General features: G+C 31.7%; 21 protein-coding genes and 2 tRNA genes. 19 read left to right on the forward strand and 4 right to left on the reverse strand.

From position 1 onward, the window contains the following. Nucleotides 1-237 precede the first annotated feature (237 nt). The 14 genes from FHK87_RS00670 (at nt 238) to FHK87_RS00735 (ending at nt 9,092) form a co-directional block, all read left to right on the forward strand. Complete coding sequence (locus FHK87_RS00670; RefSeq protein ID WP_140588584.1) at nt 238-801, forward strand: Crp/Fnr family transcriptional regulator; 564 nt, start codon at nt 238-240, stop codon at nt 799-801. A gap of 122 nt (nt 802-923) precedes the next feature. Then, nucleotides 924-1,118 (forward strand): tautomerase family protein, encoded by a 195-nt coding sequence (locus FHK87_RS00675; RefSeq protein ID WP_140588586.1) that lies wholly within the window; start codon nt 924-926, stop codon nt 1,116-1,118. A gap of 5 nt (nt 1,119-1,123) precedes the next feature. Then, nucleotides 1,124-1,867 (forward strand): SDR family NAD(P)-dependent oxidoreductase, encoded by a 744-nt coding sequence (locus tag FHK87_RS00680; RefSeq protein WP_140588589.1) that lies wholly within the window; start codon nt 1,124-1,126, stop codon nt 1,865-1,867. 11 nt (nt 1,868-1,878) lie between these two features. Further along, nucleotides 1,879-2,247: a nuclear transport factor 2 family protein gene (locus FHK87_RS00685; RefSeq protein WP_140588592.1), complete on the forward strand. Its 369-nt coding sequence runs from the start codon at nt 1,879-1,881 to the stop codon at nt 2,245-2,247. Nucleotides 2,248-2,571: 324 nt separating this feature from the next. Continuing rightward, nucleotides 2,572-3,960 carry a hypothetical protein gene (locus FHK87_RS00690; protein ID WP_140588594.1) on the forward strand — a complete coding sequence of 463 codons (1,389 nt, stop codon included), beginning with the start codon at nt 2,572-2,574 and terminating at the stop codon, nt 3,958-3,960. After that, nucleotides 3,960-4,032 (forward strand) — tRNA-Lys (locus tag FHK87_RS00695). The genes FHK87_RS00690 and FHK87_RS00695 overlap by 1 nt, the downstream gene beginning before the upstream one ends. Before the next feature lie 3 nt (nt 4,033-4,035). Beyond that, nucleotides 4,036-4,108, forward strand: a tRNA-Lys gene (locus FHK87_RS00700). Between the two features lie 126 nt (nt 4,109-4,234). Beyond that, nucleotides 4,235-5,083 (forward strand): alpha/beta fold hydrolase, encoded by an 849-nt coding sequence (locus FHK87_RS00705; protein WP_226294050.1) that lies wholly within the window; start codon nt 4,235-4,237, stop codon nt 5,081-5,083. Nucleotides 5,084-5,222: 139 nt separating this feature from the next. Continuing rightward, a complete protein-coding gene (locus FHK87_RS00710) occupies nt 5,223-5,789 on the forward strand; it encodes an SH3 domain-containing protein (RefSeq protein WP_140588600.1) in 567 nt (188 codons plus the stop codon). Nucleotides 5,790-5,945: 156 nt separating this feature from the next. Continuing rightward, nucleotides 5,946-6,527 (forward strand): Crp/Fnr family transcriptional regulator, encoded by a 582-nt coding sequence (locus tag FHK87_RS00715; protein WP_140588602.1) that lies wholly within the window; start codon nt 5,946-5,948, stop codon nt 6,525-6,527. Between the two features lie 95 nt (nt 6,528-6,622). Next, nucleotides 6,623-7,171: a carboxymuconolactone decarboxylase family protein gene (locus FHK87_RS00720; protein ID WP_140588605.1), complete on the forward strand. Its 549-nt coding sequence runs from the start codon at nt 6,623-6,625 to the stop codon at nt 7,169-7,171. A gap of 25 nt (nt 7,172-7,196) precedes the next feature. After that, nucleotides 7,197-7,799, forward strand: coding sequence for an FMN-dependent NADH-azoreductase (locus FHK87_RS00725; protein WP_140588607.1), 603 nt, complete (start codon nt 7,197-7,199; stop codon nt 7,797-7,799). A 4-nt stretch (nt 7,800-7,803) separates the two neighbouring features. After that, complete coding sequence (locus FHK87_RS00730; RefSeq protein ID WP_140588608.1) at nt 7,804-8,307, forward strand: DUF1440 domain-containing protein; 504 nt, start codon at nt 7,804-7,806, stop codon at nt 8,305-8,307. Nucleotides 8,308-8,663: 356 nt separating this feature from the next. Continuing rightward, nucleotides 8,664-9,092, forward strand: coding sequence for a hypothetical protein (locus FHK87_RS00735; RefSeq protein WP_140588610.1), 429 nt, complete (start codon nt 8,664-8,666; stop codon nt 9,090-9,092). A 293-nt stretch (nt 9,093-9,385) separates the two neighbouring features. Here FHK87_RS00735 and FHK87_RS00740 read toward each other — a convergent pair whose 3' ends face one another. The 4 genes from FHK87_RS00740 to porX all read right to left on the reverse strand — a co-directional run bounded on the left by FHK87_RS00740 (nt 9,386) and on the right by porX (nt 13,164). After that, complete coding sequence (locus FHK87_RS00740) at nt 9,386-9,757, reverse strand: DUF4258 domain-containing protein (RefSeq protein WP_140588612.1); 372 nt, start codon at nt 9,755-9,757, stop codon at nt 9,386-9,388. Nucleotides 9,758-9,839: 82 nt separating this feature from the next. Next, nucleotides 9,840-11,042 (reverse strand): alanine dehydrogenase, encoded by a 1,203-nt coding sequence (locus tag FHK87_RS00745; RefSeq protein ID WP_140588614.1) that lies wholly within the window; start codon nt 11,040-11,042, stop codon nt 9,840-9,842. A 91-nt stretch (nt 11,043-11,133) separates the two neighbouring features. Further along, nucleotides 11,134-11,538: a tRNA (adenosine(37)-N6)-threonylcarbamoyltransferase complex ATPase subunit type 1 TsaE gene (gene tsaE, locus FHK87_RS00750; RefSeq protein WP_140588616.1), complete on the reverse strand. Its 405-nt coding sequence runs from the start codon at nt 11,536-11,538 to the stop codon at nt 11,134-11,136. Between the two features lie 75 nt (nt 11,539-11,613). Continuing rightward, nucleotides 11,614-13,164: a T9SS response regulator signal transducer PorX gene (gene porX / locus FHK87_RS00755; RefSeq protein ID WP_140588618.1), complete on the reverse strand. Its 1,551-nt coding sequence runs from the start codon at nt 13,162-13,164 to the stop codon at nt 11,614-11,616. A gap of 133 nt (nt 13,165-13,297) precedes the next feature. Between porX and FHK87_RS00760 the strand changes: the two genes are divergently transcribed. From FHK87_RS00760 to efp, 5 genes are read left to right on the forward strand one after another with little or no spacing between them, the layout of a single operon-like run. Next, a complete protein-coding gene (locus tag FHK87_RS00760) occupies nt 13,298-14,527 on the forward strand; it encodes an HD domain-containing protein (RefSeq protein WP_140588620.1) in 1,230 nt (409 codons plus the stop codon). 24 nt (nt 14,528-14,551) lie between these two features. Beyond that, nucleotides 14,552-15,580, forward strand: coding sequence for a UDP-3-O-(3-hydroxymyristoyl)glucosamine N-acyltransferase (lpxD, locus tag FHK87_RS00765; RefSeq protein WP_140588622.1), 1,029 nt, complete (start codon nt 14,552-14,554; stop codon nt 15,578-15,580). After that, entirely contained in the window at nt 15,573-16,982 is a 1,410-nt protein-coding gene (locus tag FHK87_RS00770; RefSeq protein WP_140588624.1) for a bifunctional UDP-3-O-[3-hydroxymyristoyl] N-acetylglucosamine deacetylase/3-hydroxyacyl-ACP dehydratase, read from the forward strand. Before lpxD ends, FHK87_RS00770 begins: the two co-directional genes overlap by 8 nt. Before the next feature lie 14 nt (nt 16,983-16,996). After that, nucleotides 16,997-17,779 carry an acyl-ACP--UDP-N-acetylglucosamine O-acyltransferase gene (gene lpxA / locus FHK87_RS00775; protein ID WP_140588625.1) on the forward strand — a complete coding sequence of 261 codons (783 nt, stop codon included), beginning with the start codon at nt 16,997-16,999 and terminating at the stop codon, nt 17,777-17,779. 53 nt (nt 17,780-17,832) lie between these two features. Then, nucleotides 17,833-18,399 (forward strand): elongation factor P, encoded by a 567-nt coding sequence (gene efp, locus FHK87_RS00780; RefSeq protein WP_140588627.1) that lies wholly within the window; start codon nt 17,833-17,835, stop codon nt 18,397-18,399. The last annotated feature ends 149 nt before the right edge of the window (nt 18,400-18,548 follow it).

Consider the following 18,548-nt stretch of genomic DNA (forward strand, 5'->3'; position numbering starts at 1 on the left):
AAAATAAGAAAGTAAAGCGATAGTATATTACGGTTATGATTATTTTACTTTATGAAAAAATTGTTTTGGCAACATCTATAGTTTAAGACAAATATTCAACCAAAATTAAAACTTTATTATTTTACAAGTAAAGTTTTTAATAAGACAATATTGTCTTATTTTTTCTATTAATTGTTACTTTTATATTTGGGAAATAAAGGATATATATCTTATATAACATTGTTAGCAACAATTAAAATGACACATCCTCTAAGACAACATATAGAAGAAATAGTTAGCCTTACAGATGAAGAATTTGATTTTGTATTGAATCATTTTGAGCAAATCAAAAAACGTAAACATCAATACATTATTCAGGAAGGGGAAATAGTAAATAAAGAATACTGGGTAATAAAAGGTTGTTTAAAAAGCTACTTTGTTGACAATACGGGAAAGGAACATATTCTCCAATTTGGAATGGAAAATTGGTGGATTACGGATTATGAATCTTTTGTAAAACAAACCAGATCTAAGACTTCTATCGATTGTATAGAAGATAGTGAATTACTATATATATCATTCGAAAACAGAGAGAAGTTAACTGCTCAAATGCACAAAATGGAACACTTTTGGGCTAAAAAAAGTAAATTCGGCCGTATTGCTCTTCAGAATAGGATTCTGTCATTATTACAAAATTCAACCAAGGAAAGATACGACTTACTTCTAGAACAATATCCACAACTTTTCCAACGTGTTCCTAAAAAAATGATTGCTGCTTATTTAGGTGTTTCTAGAGAAACACTTAGTAGATTAGACTCATAACTCTACTTCTTGTCTATTATCACTCAATGTGACCTACGTCACTTCAAAGAAGTGACAAACCTCCTTTCTAAAATTTTAGATTCACATCACCTTTGTATGACAATTAATTTAACAAAAAAGTTATGCCATACATTAACATCAGAGTTACTGACGAACAAGTAACACAAGAACAAAAACGTCAATTAATAGAAGGTGCTACACAACTAGTAGTTGACATACTCAACAAAAATCCTCGAACAACCCATATAGTTATTGATGAAGTACCTATTGCAAATTGGGGAGTAAATGGAAAACAATATTTAGGAACTAAAAAATAAAGAAAATGAAAAACAAAACCGTAATCATTACAGGAGCTTCCACAGGAATTGGTAAAGAAATTGCAAAATATTTTATAGAGCGAGATAGTAATGTTGTAATGAATTCTTCAAATGAAGAAAATTTAAGAAGGACTTACAAAGAATTTGACTCTCCCTCTAATGCTGTTTACTTAGCTGGAGATATCAGTAAACAAGAAACTAGTCAAAAACTTGCTACTCTGGCATTGGAAACATTTAATTCTATAGATGTCTTAATTAACAATTCAGGAGTATTTGCTCCAAAACCTTTCTTAGACGTTGAAGAAAAAGATTTAGAACGTTATTGGAGTGTAAACCTAAAAGGAACATATTTTACTTCTCAAGCGGTTATCCCACAAATGTTGAAACAACAAAATGGTTCTATAATTAACATAGGAACTGTATTGGTAGAACACGCTATAGCTGGGTTTTCAGCAACAGCACCACTAACAAGCAAAGGTGCTATTCATTCTTTAACGAGACAATTAGCATCTGAATTTGGCAAAAACAATATTAAGGTTAATACAATAGCTCCTGGTATTATTAGAAGTCCGTTGCAGGGAAAAATAGGAATAGAGGATGCAGATAGTTTAGCAGGCTTACACTTACTAAATAGAATTGGAGAAGCTATCGAGGTTGCCGAAGCAGCATATTACTTGGCTACCTCAAATTTTGTAACAGGAGAAACAATTAACATAGCTGGTGGTCATACAGTTGGTCACGCTATCTAAAAAAACAGATTATGTATAAAGAAAGTATAAAAGAAATCGAAAGTATAATTACCAATTATTTCGAAGGGATTTTTCACGGAGATTGGGCTAAACTTAAAGCTTGTTTTCATAAAAATGTAGCTATCTATGGAGACATTAAAGGTGTTGAGTACTTAAAAAGTATAAACGAATATCTTGAAGGAGTGAAAAACAGACAAAGTCCAAAAGATTTAAATGAGACATTTAAAATGAAAATCATAGGGATAGATATAATGGGTAAAATCGCAATTGCCAAATTACATGTTCCTATGTTAGGGTATAATTATTATGATTACTTGTCATTAGCTAAAGTCAATGATGGATGGAAAATTGTAAATAAACTATTCACACATGAAGAATAAATAGACAGTTGTTATTGTATAAAAGTAATAGCGGTTCAGGTCGAAACTTGAACCGTTTTTGCGTTAAATTCAGTACCTTGTTATCCGAAAGGCAGATGCGTTTTAATCCGCTAATGCTTTTATACTAACCCGGCAGTCTGTCTCAAAACCTACCATTTTGGTTTTGATATTCGGATAGATACCTTTGGAAAATTTCAAATACGAGATTTTCAAAGAGGTAAAATTAGTTTTGAGACAGACTGCCGTTGTAACCAATTAAATTCACTACGCAAAAATAATGCGTACTAACCTTATAAACTAGCATAAGATTTCAAATCTTATCAAATGAAAACAATAGAAAATCTACATAAAACTCTAATTCAAAGGAAACGTCCAGAGGATGTGGCTCAAATCATCCTTGAAGTTTTAGAATATAACCTGTCTTCTAATGAAAAAGACATTTTAAAAAAAGCCTCTAAAGGTTCACTCAAAAACACTTTTTTTGAATACACATCAATGATGCAAGAATTTGCAACAGCTATAGGTGCAGAAAAGCAGATTAAAAAGACAATTGAAATCTTTAAGTTAAGTAACAAAGACTCTGTTGACTACTACAATGTAGATGATATTAAAAAGTTTATTGAAGAAGTTTCTCCATTAATTAACAAAGTAGTAGGTGCAAATAACTTTCTTTCTGATAGATTAAATAAGGAACAGCGAAAAGAAAAAGGTCTTAATTTAAGTAAAAGAAGCTACAATAAGAAATGGAGACTTTTGAAGCGATTAGAAAATAAGCTTCTTAAGTATAAACGAGAAATTAAAAAAATTGAATTTCAAAAAATTGGAAAGCACGGACTTGCGCATACCATAAAATTTCAGGAATTTCAAAAAGACCTAAATTCTGCTTGTTTCATAGCTTATTATAATTCAAGATGTAATCTTAGAAGTGTTTTCACAAATACAAGACAGGAAAGAGCCTTTGATGAAATCTCTCAAATGTTATTAAATCGCTGCAAAGGAATTTCTACAAATACTGTTCTAGGAATTTTAAAAACAAAAAATAAGCTAAAACAAACTAATAAAACTAATTGGTGGGCAATTTCACATATCTATACTAGTCAAGAAGTCCTAGGTAATCTTTCTGATAAACATAAAGGAGAGCTTTTGGGGAAATGGACAGGTATTTTACAAGAAATAGCAGACTTACTCGCTGAAATATGGTTGAAAAGCGATATTGATAGACAGACAATGGTTGTAAAAAGAGGTAACGACTCTACTACGTGGAACAATACAGCTGGAGCTTGGAATAAAGCAAGAGATAATTGGATGAATATAATTTATGCTCTAGGAATGGACTATATTTTAGATGAAATATGTTTTGGTAAGGTTCTTAGGTTAATGGCTGCTGATGTTGTTGCTTGGCACCATTCTACGGGTGGAAAACTTGACCCAAATACTGATATTTGGAATAAAATACCATTGCCTTGGGAAGTGTTCCAAGGAAAAGAGAATTGTAATAAAGAATTGGTTGTAAAATATTGTAATCAAGCAGGGGTCAATCCTGAAAAATCAGGTTGGATTGCACCAAGAGTTCACGGAGTAGCGGAATTTAAACCTACACCAGAACTTGTTCACGGAGTAACTGTTTCTAATCCATATTTAGCAACAGTTCTTAAAAAACATAAATATTTTTCAGGTAAAAATGTGAAACCATTATTTCCTGAAAGAAATTAGATAGGTTAGTTCAGCGGTAGAACGTTCGGCTCTTTACCCGAATGGACGCAGGTTCGAGCCCTGCACCTATCTAAGTCTGATATAGCTCAGTGGTAGAGCGTCCGGCTCTTGGACCGGATGGACGTAGGTTCGAGCCCTACTATCAGACCAAATAAATAAAAAACTGGCTACAACAAGGTATATGAAATCATAGCACTCTGCGAGATGTAACGATTCATATACTAAACGTTGGCAGTAATTTAAATCACACATCCTGAAAGAACATTTATATCATATAGAAACTAAAGACAACGAAAAAATTGCACTTTGGAAGTTAAGTCCTAAAACAAGTTCCGAAAGACATATTTTTTTAACTCACGGAACTTTCTCGAACAGAAAAATATGTTCAGGAATTGCTTCTTATTTGACCGAACAAGGATTTACTTGCTGGATAATGGAATGGCGGAATCACGGAGAGAGTTCTAAAGCTCAAAAAGATTTTAACTTTGAGACAATTGCAAAATATGACCTCAAATCGACATTTGAATTTGTTTTCAATGACCAAAATATTCAAAACATAGATTGTTTAGCTCATAGCGGTGGCGGAATTGCTCTTACAATGTTATTGATTAATAACAAAAGCTATCATTCGAAAATTAACAGTATTACATTATTTGGAGTGCAAGCTTTCGGAGCAGGAATGGAACTTAATAATCGAATGAAAATTTTAGCGGGTAAATATCTGACAGCATTGCTAGGATTTGTTCCGGCTAAAACTGCAGGTTCAACCGAACATAGAGAAAGTTATTACACTATGAAACAATGGTTCGATTGGAATTTAAAACACAATTTCGTTGGAGAAAACGGATTTGACTACATGAGCAAAATGAACGAAATAAAGATTCCGATTTTATCAATCTGTGCGAGCGGAGATAATTTTATTGCACCTAAAGTTGGTTGCGAGAAATATTTAAATGCTTTTGAAAACAAAGAAAATCAATTGGTTTATCTCTCGAAAGAAAGTGGAAATCTTGAAAATTACAATCATAGCAGAATTTTAAAATCACAGAATTCAAAAAAAGAAATATGGCCAATTGTAACTCAATGGATAAATAATAAAAACTATTACCAACATCGTGTATAGCTCATTGCGGCTGAATTCCTTTATCGGAATTCATTGCAACTTATTATCCTTCGGTTACGGCGGAAAATCAGCAATGATTTTCCACAACGAACCATACACAAAACCGATGGCAGTAATTAAAGCGTAACTGATTAAAACTATGAAAAAAATATTGAACTTAACGTTGCTAATAATTATCTGGAACAATGTGTCTTATGCTCAAAATAAAAAATGCAACTCATTTGAAGTTTGGATTGATGATGATAAAGGAGAGTTTACAAATATAAGAGCTGAACCAAATGGAACCATAATCTTCAAAATCAATCACAAAAATTATAATAATTGGGGATATCTCGTAAATGTAATTGATTCAAAAAATGGTTGGCTAAAAATAAACAACATTACAGGAATGGACGAATGTGAAATTTCAAACTTTGAAGGTTGGATTCACACTTCTGTTGTAGGAATTACAACAACACACGACATTTATTTATTGGATGAACCAAATGGAAAAAGATTATTAAAAATTATAGGAGAAACATTAGAACACTTTAAAGTACTAGATGAAGCTGATGGCGAAAAATTAATTGAAATAAAAGGAGAAAAAATAAACCATTTTAAAATTATTGATATAGATTGTAATTGGATGAAGATTAAAACAAAAAAAGGAAGTGGGTGGGTTCAGTCAGAAAAATTATGTGGAAACCCTGTCACAACTTGTCCTTAAGCATATATACTCCCAATACCGTATATAATTTATTGTCGGTTTTTTGCCTACTTGCAGAAGTCCTCGCGGACTTTTTCTTTCAGTAATTATATATTAAATTCGGTTCTTTAAACATGCAACAAACCATATACAAAACAACGTTAGCAATAATACATTATGGCCATTCATCCTTTAATTAATTATCTAACTGACTCTATTGTTCTTTCCAATCAAGAAGAATCGTTATTATTATCGAAGATAAGTATTAGAAAATATCTAAAAGGGCAGTATATTCTGCAACAAGGAGATTCATGTAAATTTTTAAATTTCATTATTTCTGGAACAACCAAAACGTTCCATATTGATAATGATGGAAATGAACATATTTTTAGATTTGCAATAGAAAATTGGTGGGCTACAGATTTACCAAGCTTTCTTAATCAAGAAATTTCAAATACTAATATTCAATGTTTAGAGGATACTGAAATTGTTCAAATTTCTCTTAAAGATTTGGAAGAATTATTCCTTAATATTTCTGAGCTGGAGCATTTTTTCCGTATTCTTTTTCAAAAAGTATCAATTACTTTAGAAAAACGTATTATTACAAATTTGAGTTTTTCTGCTAAAGAAAAATACCTTCTATTCAAAGAAGAATATCCAGAGTTTGAACAAAGAATACCGCAATATATGGTTGCTTCTTATTTAGGTATTTCAAAACAATATTTAAGTGAAATACGCAATCAACTTGTTTCTAAATAAAAAATGTTCAGCTATCTGAACCAAATTTCTTCAAATAGCTGAATTCATAAAAACTACTTAGTTCCAATCTTTGTGCTATCAATAAAACATAAAGAATGGATACAAATTCAAAAATTAAATTCGAAGTTCCTGTAAGAGAACAAATGTCTGCAGACAATTTGCCTGTATACGATGCTATTGTAAAATCTGTAGGTTTTATGCCCAATCTTTTTGCAACCTTAGGTTTATCAAATAATGGTTTAAATAGGTATATATCATTTCAAAATGATAAACCTTCTTTAACCAATAAAGAAAAAGAAGCTATTAATTTAATAGTAAGCGAAGTAAATGATTGTAATTATTGTAAAGCTGCACATACTGCCATTGGCAAAATGAATGGCTATACAGATGAGCAAGCGATTGAAATTAGAAGCGGAAAAGTTTCTTTTGATAAAAAGTTAAATGCCTTGGTTAAACTCGCCAAAGATATTGCAGAAGCAAGAGGTAAAATAAATCAGAAGTTTTTAGAATGCTTTTTTAATGAAGGTTATGGCAAAGGACATTTAGTTGATGTAATTATACAAGTTGGTGAAAAAACCATCACTAACTATCTGCATAATGTTACTCAAGTTGATATTGATTTTCCAGAAGTTCAAGAACTATAAACCTCATTTAATAATTAAATTCATTATGACAAAAGTATTAAATATTATAGCTTCTCCTCGAGGGGAAAAATCAAAATCAAGCACTTTAGCTAAAGCTTATCTTCAAAATTTAAACTCAAATGCTACCATTGACACTTTAGAACTTTGGAAAGAAAATCTACCTGAGTTTGAAGCAAATAAAGCGGCTGCAAAAATGACCTTTTTTGGTGATGGTGAAATGGATGAAAATAAAAGAAATGCTTGGCGTAATATTACTGATATCACATTACGATTTACTGAGGCAGATCACTATGTTTTTTCAATACCAATGTGGAATGGAGGAATCCCTTATAAGCTAAAACAATACATAGACATTATTACTCAACCAGGATTATTATTTGGCTTCGATCCAGAAAATGGATATTCCGGTTTATTAGAAGAGAAAAAAGCGACCGTAATTTATACGAGTGGAGTTTTTTCGCCTGGTGCAGATCCAAAGTATGGTACTGATTACCATTCTAATTATTTCAACTGGTGGCTAAATATGATTGGGATCAAAGATATAGAAGAAATAAGATTTCAGCCTTCTTTATTAACAGCAAATCCAGAGAAAGACTTCCAAGAAGTGTTGTATAAAATTAATAAGTAAAAAAATGACAAATTCATCAATATTTAATTTTACAAAATCGTCTAGTCCGATTAAAACAATACTTTGGTCAGGATTAGTAGCAGGTGTATTAGATGCTGTAGCAGGAGTAATCGTTTATTTTATCTTTTTCAAATTTAATCCTTTTCAAGTGTTGCAATTTATTGCTACAGGAGTTCATGGAGCTGAAGCTATGAACGGTGGAATAACCATGATTATAGCAGGAACTATCTATCATTTTATCATAGCTTATGCTTGTGCTATTGTCTATTTTTTCCTTTATCCAAGGCTTGCCTTTTTAAGGACAAACATAACTTTAATGGGTTTAATATTTGGTTTGGGGATATGGCTAGTTATGAATTTAATAGTAATACCACTGTCAAATGTTCCTGAAAGCCCTTTTGATATTAACCTGACTATTATTGGTATGGTTTGGCATATGACTTTGGTTGGGCTACCTATTGCGCTGATTACTGCCAAGTATTTTTCAAAAGAAGAACGTCAAAATTAAAGTATACAACAATGCATAAGAAAACATAGGGTTTTTGTTCTTAATCAAAAATGCTATATCTATTTGCAAAGTCGCCAAATATAAAATTCGGCATTCACAAAAAATAATAAAAGCAAAATATTTATATTTGGCTTAGTACCAAACTGAAACGTATCGCTTATCACTAGCTATACGTTTCTTATACGAGACGTTGTATGTAGTTCCCTACATAAAGAAACTCTATTACTTTAATGAGATAACATCAAATTTTTAGGTTTTTTTGAAAAAATTGATGTTGAAAAAACTGGGAAGTATTATAAATAAAGAGATTTGAATGAGATTAATAAAATTTAACGTTAATCAGAATTTAAAAAACTATGTGTGAGTTTAACGATGGATTTATCTTATGCTCTTGTGAATTCAATAATGAGGAAATTAATACTCAAGATGATTCAAAGATAGAATATATCTGGGAGTTACGTATTTTAAAAAGTAAGGAATTGGCTATAGGGAGAACCGTTCCACCTATGGAAGATATTGGTAGTGGATTAAATTCTGAATGGGTATTATTATACTTAAATTCTGAACAATGTTTTGATTTCAATTATCAACCTGAAGAAGGAGATAATTTAGTTATATATCCTAACACTAAAGGATATTACAATCAAAATATAAGGTATCTTTCATTCATCTTTAAAGAAGGAAGTTGGCAAGAGGATTTTTATGATGAATTGGGAGAATTAACCAAACTGAAAAGCAGGAAATACAAGGGGAAAATTAAAACTACATATAACAAATCTAAATGATTTAGGGAAATACTTAACTGAATTGATCAAAGGTTATTCAGGAAACGGTGGTGGAAACCCTGAAGTTTCGTCTTTAACATTATGAAAATAATAGAAGTGTAATCGCTAAAACGAAAGTATAAACGTAAAACAAAGATCTGTGTAAAACCGAAGGGCCTGTAATTAGAAATCTGTTATTACTCATACACGAAACGTTAATCTAAAGTAGCAAATTCTCAAATAAAACAACTTTTTTAAAAAAAATATCAAAATTAGTTTCTTGTCAATCATTTGTAGGCTCGCACAGTGATATTTCACTCGACATGAAAAGTCTTAATTTTTGCAATAGAGTCGCAATTTTCAATAAGCATATTTACTTTTTTATCTTTGGTGCTACCTTCAATAAAGTAGGTTCTACAAGAGTCTAATTTGGTATTGCTCTTAGAAAAATTAACGTCTCCTTCGGTTAGTATGTTTTTTAAATCCATGGAATCCAGTTCGGATTGATCAAAAACAAGAGCTGCTTTTTCAGAAAAAACTTTTTCTTTAATTCTAATATTTTTTAATACTCTTGATGATGGGCCATAATCACAAGAAGTTTTTTTGCCTCCTAGAAAAAAAAACAAGATAATGAGACCAACTGCGAAGCCTCCCAGGTAATAAAAAAGACGTTGTCCTAATTTCATGAAAAATTATCTAAATATAGGTGCCAAAAATAGATAAAGTTCATCAATAATAAAGGACTAAAAGCCGTAATTATGAGGTTTTTTACAAAATTAGAAGATTAATATCTCTGTAAGATAAATCAAACCAGTCAGCAATTGATTTGTTTGTAAGAATCCCATGATAAAAATATAGACCATTTTTTAACCCTCTATCAAAACGTACTGCATTCTCTATACCTCCTTCATCTCCAATCTGTAATAAATAAGGTGTAAATATATTACTAATGGATAATGATGATGTTCTTGCATATCTAGATGGGATATTGGGTACGCAATAGTGAATTACACCATGTTTTTCAAAAACAGGATGGTCGTGAGAAGTAACTTCACTGGTTTCAAAACAACCACCCATATCTATACTCACGTCGATTACCACTGCTCCGGTTTTCATACGTTCTACCATAGTTTCTGTAACAATCACAGGAGCGCGATTTTTTCCTCGCACTGCACCGATCACAATATCACACCTTCTTAGTGCTTTGAGTAAGTTTTTGGGTTGTATTGTAGATGTAAATAAGGTTCGCCCTATATTGGTTTGAATACATCGCAATTTGGTGATAGAATTGTCAAATACTTTTACATTTGCACCAAGACCTATAGCAGATCGTGCAGCAAATTCACCAACCGTACCTGCGCCAATAATCACAACTTCTACAGGCGGAACACCACTTATATTACCCATCATTAGCCCAGATCCAGAATCTGTAGCACTGCTCATTAATTCTGAAGCAATAAGAACAGAAGCAGTTCCTGCAATCTCACTAAGTGCTCTTACAGCAGGGTATGCACCATCTACATCTCTAATAAATTCAAAACCTAAAGCCGTAATTCTTTTTTTGGCTAATTCTTGAAAATATTCTTTGGATTGAGTTTTAAGTTGTAAAGCTGATATTAGTACAGTTTGAGGATTGATGTGCTTTAATTCTTCAATAGAAGGTGGTTCTACCTTAAGTATAATCGGGCAACCAAAAACTTTACTAGAGTCATTTGTGATTTCTGCACCTGCTTCGCTATAGTCTCTATCAGTAAAACTAGCACCAATTCCTGCATTACTTTCTAATAATACTCTATGTCCATGATTTGTTAATGCAGCAACGGCATCTGGTGTAAGACATACTCTTTTTTCCTGATAATGGGTTTCTTTTGGGATCCCTATAAAAAGTTTACCTTTTTTACGAGCTACCTCTATCATTTCTTCTTGTGGTAACAACTGCTCTTTGGTAAAAGGAGATTTTGATGTACTCATTTGTGTGTAATTCAATAACTCAAATTACGACTAAAAAAGCCAAGAAAACAAATAGGATATATTTTTTGATATCCTTATTTTTCTTTTTTAATCATTTAAGAGTAAGTATTCTTTTTTCGTCTTCAGATAACTCTATTGCAATAGTGGTAACATTTTCAGGCAATAAATTGAGAACTTTATCAGGCCATTCTATAAATATCCATGCGTCAGAAGTAAGGTATTCTTCAAAACCAATATCATAGGCTTCAATCTCGTCTTTAATTCTATAAAAATCAAAATGATAAACCAAAAGATCATTATTCTTGTATTCGTTTACCAAAGAGTAGGTAGGGCTTGATATAATATCTTCAATGCCTAGTTGTTTACAAATCTCTTTGATCAATGTTGTTTTTCCTACTCCCATAGGAGCATTGAATAATACAATCCTATGTTCAATATTTGAAATGATTTGTTTTGCAATATCAGATAGATCAGATAAAGAGTATTGTATTGTCATATTTACAAAACTTTATTTTAAAAATTTCTCCGTACAATTATATTATATTTTGTACGGAGAATTTTATAATGTAAATTATCTTGGATTAAGTACGATAAAAGGAATAATCATCTCTTCTAGTGATACACCACCATGCTGATAGGTATTGCGATAATAGCTTACATAATGATTATAATTATTAGGATAAGCAAAGAAATAATCGCCTTTAGCAAAAATAAATGAGCTACTCATATTTATTGATGGTAGATAAATCTCTTTGGGATTTACAGCTTCTAATACCTCTTTACGCTCATAAGTAAGGCTTTTTCCTGTTTTATATCGTAAATTGAGACTCGTATTTTTATCTCCAATCACTTTTGAAGGGTTTTTTACATTTATGGTTCCATGGTCGGTAGTAATTAGCAATTTAAAACCTAAATGTTGCGCCTGTTGAATCATTTCTAGAAGTGGTGAATTTTTGAACCAACTTTGTGTTAATGATCTGTATGATTTATCATTTGAAGCTAATTCTTTGATGACTTCCATTTCTGTTTTACTGTGTGAAAGCATGTCTACAAAGTTGTATACAACAACAGTCAAATCATTATCCTTTAATCCTTTAAAATTAGAGGCTAACGTTTTTCCGGATCTTTCGTTTGTAATCTTGTAATATTCATGTTTAATATCGAGTCCTAATCTTTGTAGTTGAGCGGTTAAGAACTCATTTTCATTCATGTTTTTACCTCCTTCATCAATATCATCTAACCAAAGATCGGGATGTTTCTTTTTCATTTCTGAAGGCATAAGTCCGGAAAAAATTGCATTTCGGGCATATTGTGTAGCTGTTGGCAATATACTGAAGTACGAAACCTCTTGCTCTTTTTTGTAGTAATTTTTTACAGTAGGCTCAAAAGCTTTCCATTGATCGTAGCGTAAGTTATCTATTACAACAAGAAGTGTTGGTTGTTCTTTACTGATTTCGGGAACAACTTTTTCTTTAAATAAGGTATGAGACATTACAGGTGCATCTTCTGAGCCATCAAACCAATCGGGATAATTCTTATCTACAAATTTAAAAAACTGTGAGTTTGCTTCTACTTTTTGAGATTCCAGAATTTCAAACATTCCCGTGTCTTCTATATCTTCGAGTTGAAGCTCCCAATATAATAACCTTTGATATAATTCTGCCCAGCCTTCAAAAGAGTTAACCATTGCCATATCCATAGCAATTTTTCTAAATTCTTGCTGATAATTCGCTGTAGTTTTTTCGGATACTAGCCTAGAATTGTCTAGGTTTTTCTTCAGACTAAGTAAGATTTGATTGGGGTTAACTGGTTTGATCAGGTAATCGGCTATTTTACTACCAATTGCTTCTTCCATGATATATTCTTCTTCACTTTTTGTAATCATTACTACAGGAACACTGTCCTTTTTTTCTTTAATTTCAGAAAGTGTTTCTATACCAGATAAACCGGGCATGTTTTCATCCAAAAAGATAATGTCAAAATTATGATCATCTAATAAATCAAGGGCCTCTGTACCACTTTGGCACTTGGTTACTTCATAGTTCTTCTTTTCGAGAAATAATATATGTGGTTTAAGCAAATCAATCTCATCATCAACCCATAGAATCTTTATTGTATTCATTTAATTTTAACTTTTGTGAATTTATCAATTATCATATGCTTATTCTGCTTTTAAAAATTATAAAACTTACCAATCCAAATTGTACTGAAATATAGCATATGATGTATATTTGTTTTGTAAAAGTAATGTGAATTTGAAAAAACGAAATAAACTTAAAATATTAAACGACCCAATTTACGGTTTTATTACGATACCTAATGAACTAATTTTTGATCTTTTAGAACATAAATACTTTCAACGGTTACGACGCATTTCACAAATGGGACTCTCATATCTTGTTTATCCCGGGGCGCATCATACTCGATTTCATCATGCTTTAGGGTGTATGTATTTAATGCAAAAATCAGTAAGAGTACTTCGTTTTAAGGGGATTGATATCTCAAAAGAGGAAGAAGAAGCGCTTTATGTAGCTATTCTATTACATGATATTGGTCATGGTCCTTTCTCACATGCAATGGAACATAGTATTGTAAATGAAGTAAACCATGAAGACATCTCTTTGATGTTTATGGAAAAAATTAATGAAGAATTTAACGGTAAATTAACGTTAGCAATACAAATCTTCAAAGGAGAATATAGCCGTAACTTTTTGCATCAATTAATATCCAGTCAATTAGATATGGATAGATTAGATTATTTAAAGAGAGATAGTTTTTATACAGGGGTTGCAGAAGGAAATATCAATAGTGAACGGCTTATTACAATGCTCACTGTGATCAATGATGAACTTGTTGTAGAAGAGAAAGGGATTTACTCAGTAGAAAAATTTTTACTTGCCAGACGCTTGATGTATTGGCAAGTCTATCTTCATAAAACAAGTCTTGTTGCAGAAAATCTTTTGATACGTGTATTACAAAGGGCAAAAGAATTAGTAGAGCAAGGAGTAAAACTAAAAGCGAGTAAAGCACTGAATTTTTTCTTAGAGACTAAGATTACTTCGGATAATTTTACAGAAGAAGTACTTGACGTATTCTCGCAATTAGACGATTATGATATTGTTGCAGCTATGAAAGAATGGTCTGATTCGGATGATTTTGTATTAAGTAAATTATCGTCTATGATTATTCATAGAGATCTTCTAAAAGTAAAAATAAAGAAAAACCCTTTTAGAAAAGATAAAAAAGGTAATCATATCCAAAAATTTAGGGAACATTATAAAATTTCTGAAGAACAAGCTCGTTATTTCATCTTTGAAGGCACGATTTCTAATCAAGCCTATTATCAAAACAAACAAAATATCAATATTTTATATAAATCAAAAAAGATAGTGGATATCGTAAAGGCTACAGATCAATTTAACCTAGAAGCACTATCAAAACCAGTCACCAAATATTTTATGTGCTATCCAAAGTACAAACATTAACACATTTTTTATACTTTTGCTAGAATGATTTTTACAGCCACACAAATTGCCGGTATCTTAAATGGAGAAATCGAAGGAGATGAAACTGTTGAGGTATCTAAACTAGCCAAAATAGAGGAGGGTACAAAAGGTTCCTTAACCTTTTTGTCTAATCCTAAATACACCCAATACATTTATTCTACAGATGCTTCTATAACAATTGTAGATAAAACCTTTGAAGCAGAGTCGGAAATAAAGACAACTTTAATACGAGTAGATGATGCTTATAAAGCTTTCTCTAAGTTGTTAGAACATTATAATATGGTAAAAATGAATAAAACGGGTATAGAAAAGCCCAGTTTTATATCAGAAACTGCTGTATTTGGAGAATCTATTTATTTAGGTGCATTTTCATACTTAGGAGAAAATGTCAAAATAGGAAAAAATGCCAAAATTTATCCTAACGTTTATATTGGAGATAATGTAACCATAGGGGATAATGCCACCGTTTTTGCAGGAGCAAAAATTTATTCAGAGACAATTATAGGAAATAATTGTGTGATACATAGTGGTGTTATTGTTGGAGCAGATGGTTTTGGTTTTACTCCTAATGAAAAAGGAGAATATAGTAAAGTACCTCAGACAGGAAATGTTGTAATAGAAGATTATGTAGATGTGGGAGCAGGTACAACTATAGATAGAGCAACATTAGGTTCAACGATTATCCGTAAAGGAGTTAAACTTGACAATCAAATACAAATAGCTCATAATGTCGAGATAGGAGAACATACAGCCATAGCCGCACAAACAGGAATTGCAGGATCAACCAAGATTGGTAAACACTGTCTTATAGGAGGACAGGTAGGAATCGCAGGACACCTCGTTATAGGAGATAAAGTAAGAATACAAGCACAATCAGGTATAGGAAGAAACATAAAAGACGGAGAATCAATTCAGGGATCTCCTGCTTTAGGGTATTCAGACTATAACAAATCATATGTGCATTTCAAAAATCTTCAGAAAATAGTAGATAGAATATACAAACTAGAGAAAAAGATAAGTAACAATGAGTGATGTTGTTGTAAGGAAACAAAGAACTATCGAGAAAGAAGTAAACCTCAAGGGAGTAGGTTTACATACAGGAAAAGAAGTAACACTTACTTTTAAACCCGCACCAGAAAATCATGGGTATGCTTTTTGTAGAATTGATCTAGAAGGAAATCCTATTATAGAAGCAGATGCGAACTACGTAGTAAATACGCAAAGGGGAACAAACCTTGAGAAAAACGGAGTAAGCATTCAAACTTCTGAACATGTTCTTGCAGCATGTGTGGGACTAGAAATAGACAATCTTTTGATAGAATTAAATGCTTCAGAACCACCTATCATGGATGGTTCTAGTAAATATTTTGTAAAAGCATTAGAAGAAGCGGGTATTGTTGAGCAAGAAGCAGAAAGAGAAGAATATATAGTAAAAGATGTAATTTCTTATACAGATGAAGAATCGGGAAGCGAAATTATTGTAATGCCATCTGATGAATATCAGGTGACAACAATGGTCGATTTTGGAACCAAAGTACTAGGAACACAAAATGCTTCATTAAAACATTTATCAGAATTTAAGAAAGAAATCGCAGATGCCAGAACCTTTAGCTTTTTGCATGAGTTAGAAATGTTACTAGAACATGGTTTGATAAAGGGTGGAGACCTTAATAACGCTATTGTATATGTGGATAAAGAATTAAGTCCCAGTACAATGGAGAAACTTAAAGTAGCATTTGGTAAAGAGTCTATAGCTATAAAACCTAATGGTATTTTAGATAACCTTACTTTGCACTATCCTAATGAAGCGGCTAGACATAAATTATTGGATGTTGTAGGGGATTTAGCACTTATCGGTACCAGAATAAGAGGAAAAATCATTGCTAATAAGCCAGGACATTTTGTAAATACTCAGTTTGCAAAAAAAATGTCGAAGATTATAAAAATCGAAAAACGTAATAAAGTTCCAAAATTTGATCTTTCCAAAGAACCTTTTATGGATATTAATAGAATTATGGAAATGCTACCGCATAGACCACCATTCTTATTAATAGACAGGATTCTTGAGATGTCAGATAACCACGTGGTTGGGCTTAAGAATGTTACTATGAATGAACCTTTTTTTGTAGGTCATTTTCCAGGAGCACCTGTTATGCCGGGAGTATTACAAGTAGAAGCAATGGCACAAACAGGAGGTATTTTAGCACTTAGTACGGTTCCTGATCCAGAGAATTACTTAACTTACTTTATGAAAATAGATAAAGTAAAGTTCAAACAACAAGTTCTTCCCGGAGATACATTGATTTTCAAATTAGAATTAATTACTCCAATTCGAAGAGGTATTTGTCACATGCAAGCTTTTGCTTATGCTAATGGTAAATTGGTTACAGAAGCAGAATTGATGGCTCAAATTGTTAAATCAAAGAATAATTAATATTTAAAAGATAGATGAATCAACCGTTAGCTTACGTTCATCCAGGTGCAAAAATTGCAAAAAACGTTGTAATAGAACCTTTTACAACAATACATAATAATGTAGTAATTGGAGAAGGAACATGGATAGGGTCTAATGTTACCATTATGGAAGGTGCTCGTATAGGAAAAAACTGTAGTATTTTTCCCGGAGCTGTTATTTCTGCAATTCCTCAGGACAAAAAATTTAATGATGAAGATACTGTCACAGAAATTGGGGATAATACTACAATACGAGAATGTGTAACGATCAATCGCGGAACTACAGATAAAATGAAAACCAAAATAGGCAATAATTGCTGGATTATGGCTTATTGCCATATTGCACATGATTGTATAGTTGGTGATAATTGTATTTTTTCTAATAACAGTACACTTGCCGGGCACATAAATGTTGGAGATCATGTTGTATTAGCAGGTATGGCTGCAGTACAACAATTTTGTAGTATAGGAAACCATGCTTTTGTAACTGGTGGGTCTTTAGTAAGAAAAGATGTTCCTCCTTATGTAAAAGCAGCACGTGAACCACTTTCTTACGTAGGGATCAATTCTATAGGTTTGAGAAGAAGAGGTTATACAACCGAAAAAATTAGAGAAATACAGAATATTTATAGGATATTATATCAAAAAAATTATAATAATTCTCAAGCTGTTGCAATAATAGAAGCAGAAATGGAAGCAACTTCTGAAAGAGATGAAATCTTAGAATTTGTCAAAAATTCTCAAAGAGGAATTATGAAAGGGTATTTTTCAAGTTAGAAATCTATCCAAGATTATGTTTAAATTAAATACAACTAAAGAAATATAAAATAATGGCAACTACCAGTGATATTAGAAATGGATTATGTATTAAGTATAACCATGATATATATAAAATTATTGAGTTCTTGCATGTGAAACCAGGAAAAGGCCCTGCTTTTGTACGTACAAAATTAAAAAGTGTGACCACAGGAAAAGTGATCGATAATACATTTTCTGCAGGTCATAAAATTGAAGATGTAAGAGTCGAAACACATAAATTTCAGTATTTATATGCAGAAGGGGATACATACCACTTTATGAATACCGAAGATTATAACCAGATAACTTTAGAAAAGTCAACACTGGATGCACCGGGATTACTAAAAGAAGGAGTAGTAGTTACAGTAATTATTAATTCTGAAGATCAAATGCCTTTGTCTGTAGAGATGCCGACAAGTGTAATTTTAGAAGTAACAGCTACAGAACCGGGGGTTAAAGGTAATACGGCTACTAATGCTACAAAACCTGCAACGGTAGAAACAGGAGCAGAAATTATGGTTCCTCTTTTTATTAATGAAGGAGACAAGATTAAAATAGAAACAGAAAAAGGTACTTATAAAGAAAGAATTAAAGAATAGTTTTTTACGCTTTCTCTTAAGCCATAAAATAGACCAAAATTGTAGTAGAATAGTTACAAATCTTTGGTTTTAAGAAATAACATAATTATATATTAAAACCAAGTATAATTTCTTGGTTTTTTTATTTTATAAATATATGTTTGTGAAAA

Origin of the sequence: Aquimarina algicola (genome assembly GCF_006443095.1) — a bacterium.
GTDB lineage: Bacteria > Bacteroidota > Bacteroidia > Flavobacteriales > Flavobacteriaceae > Aquimarina > Aquimarina algicola.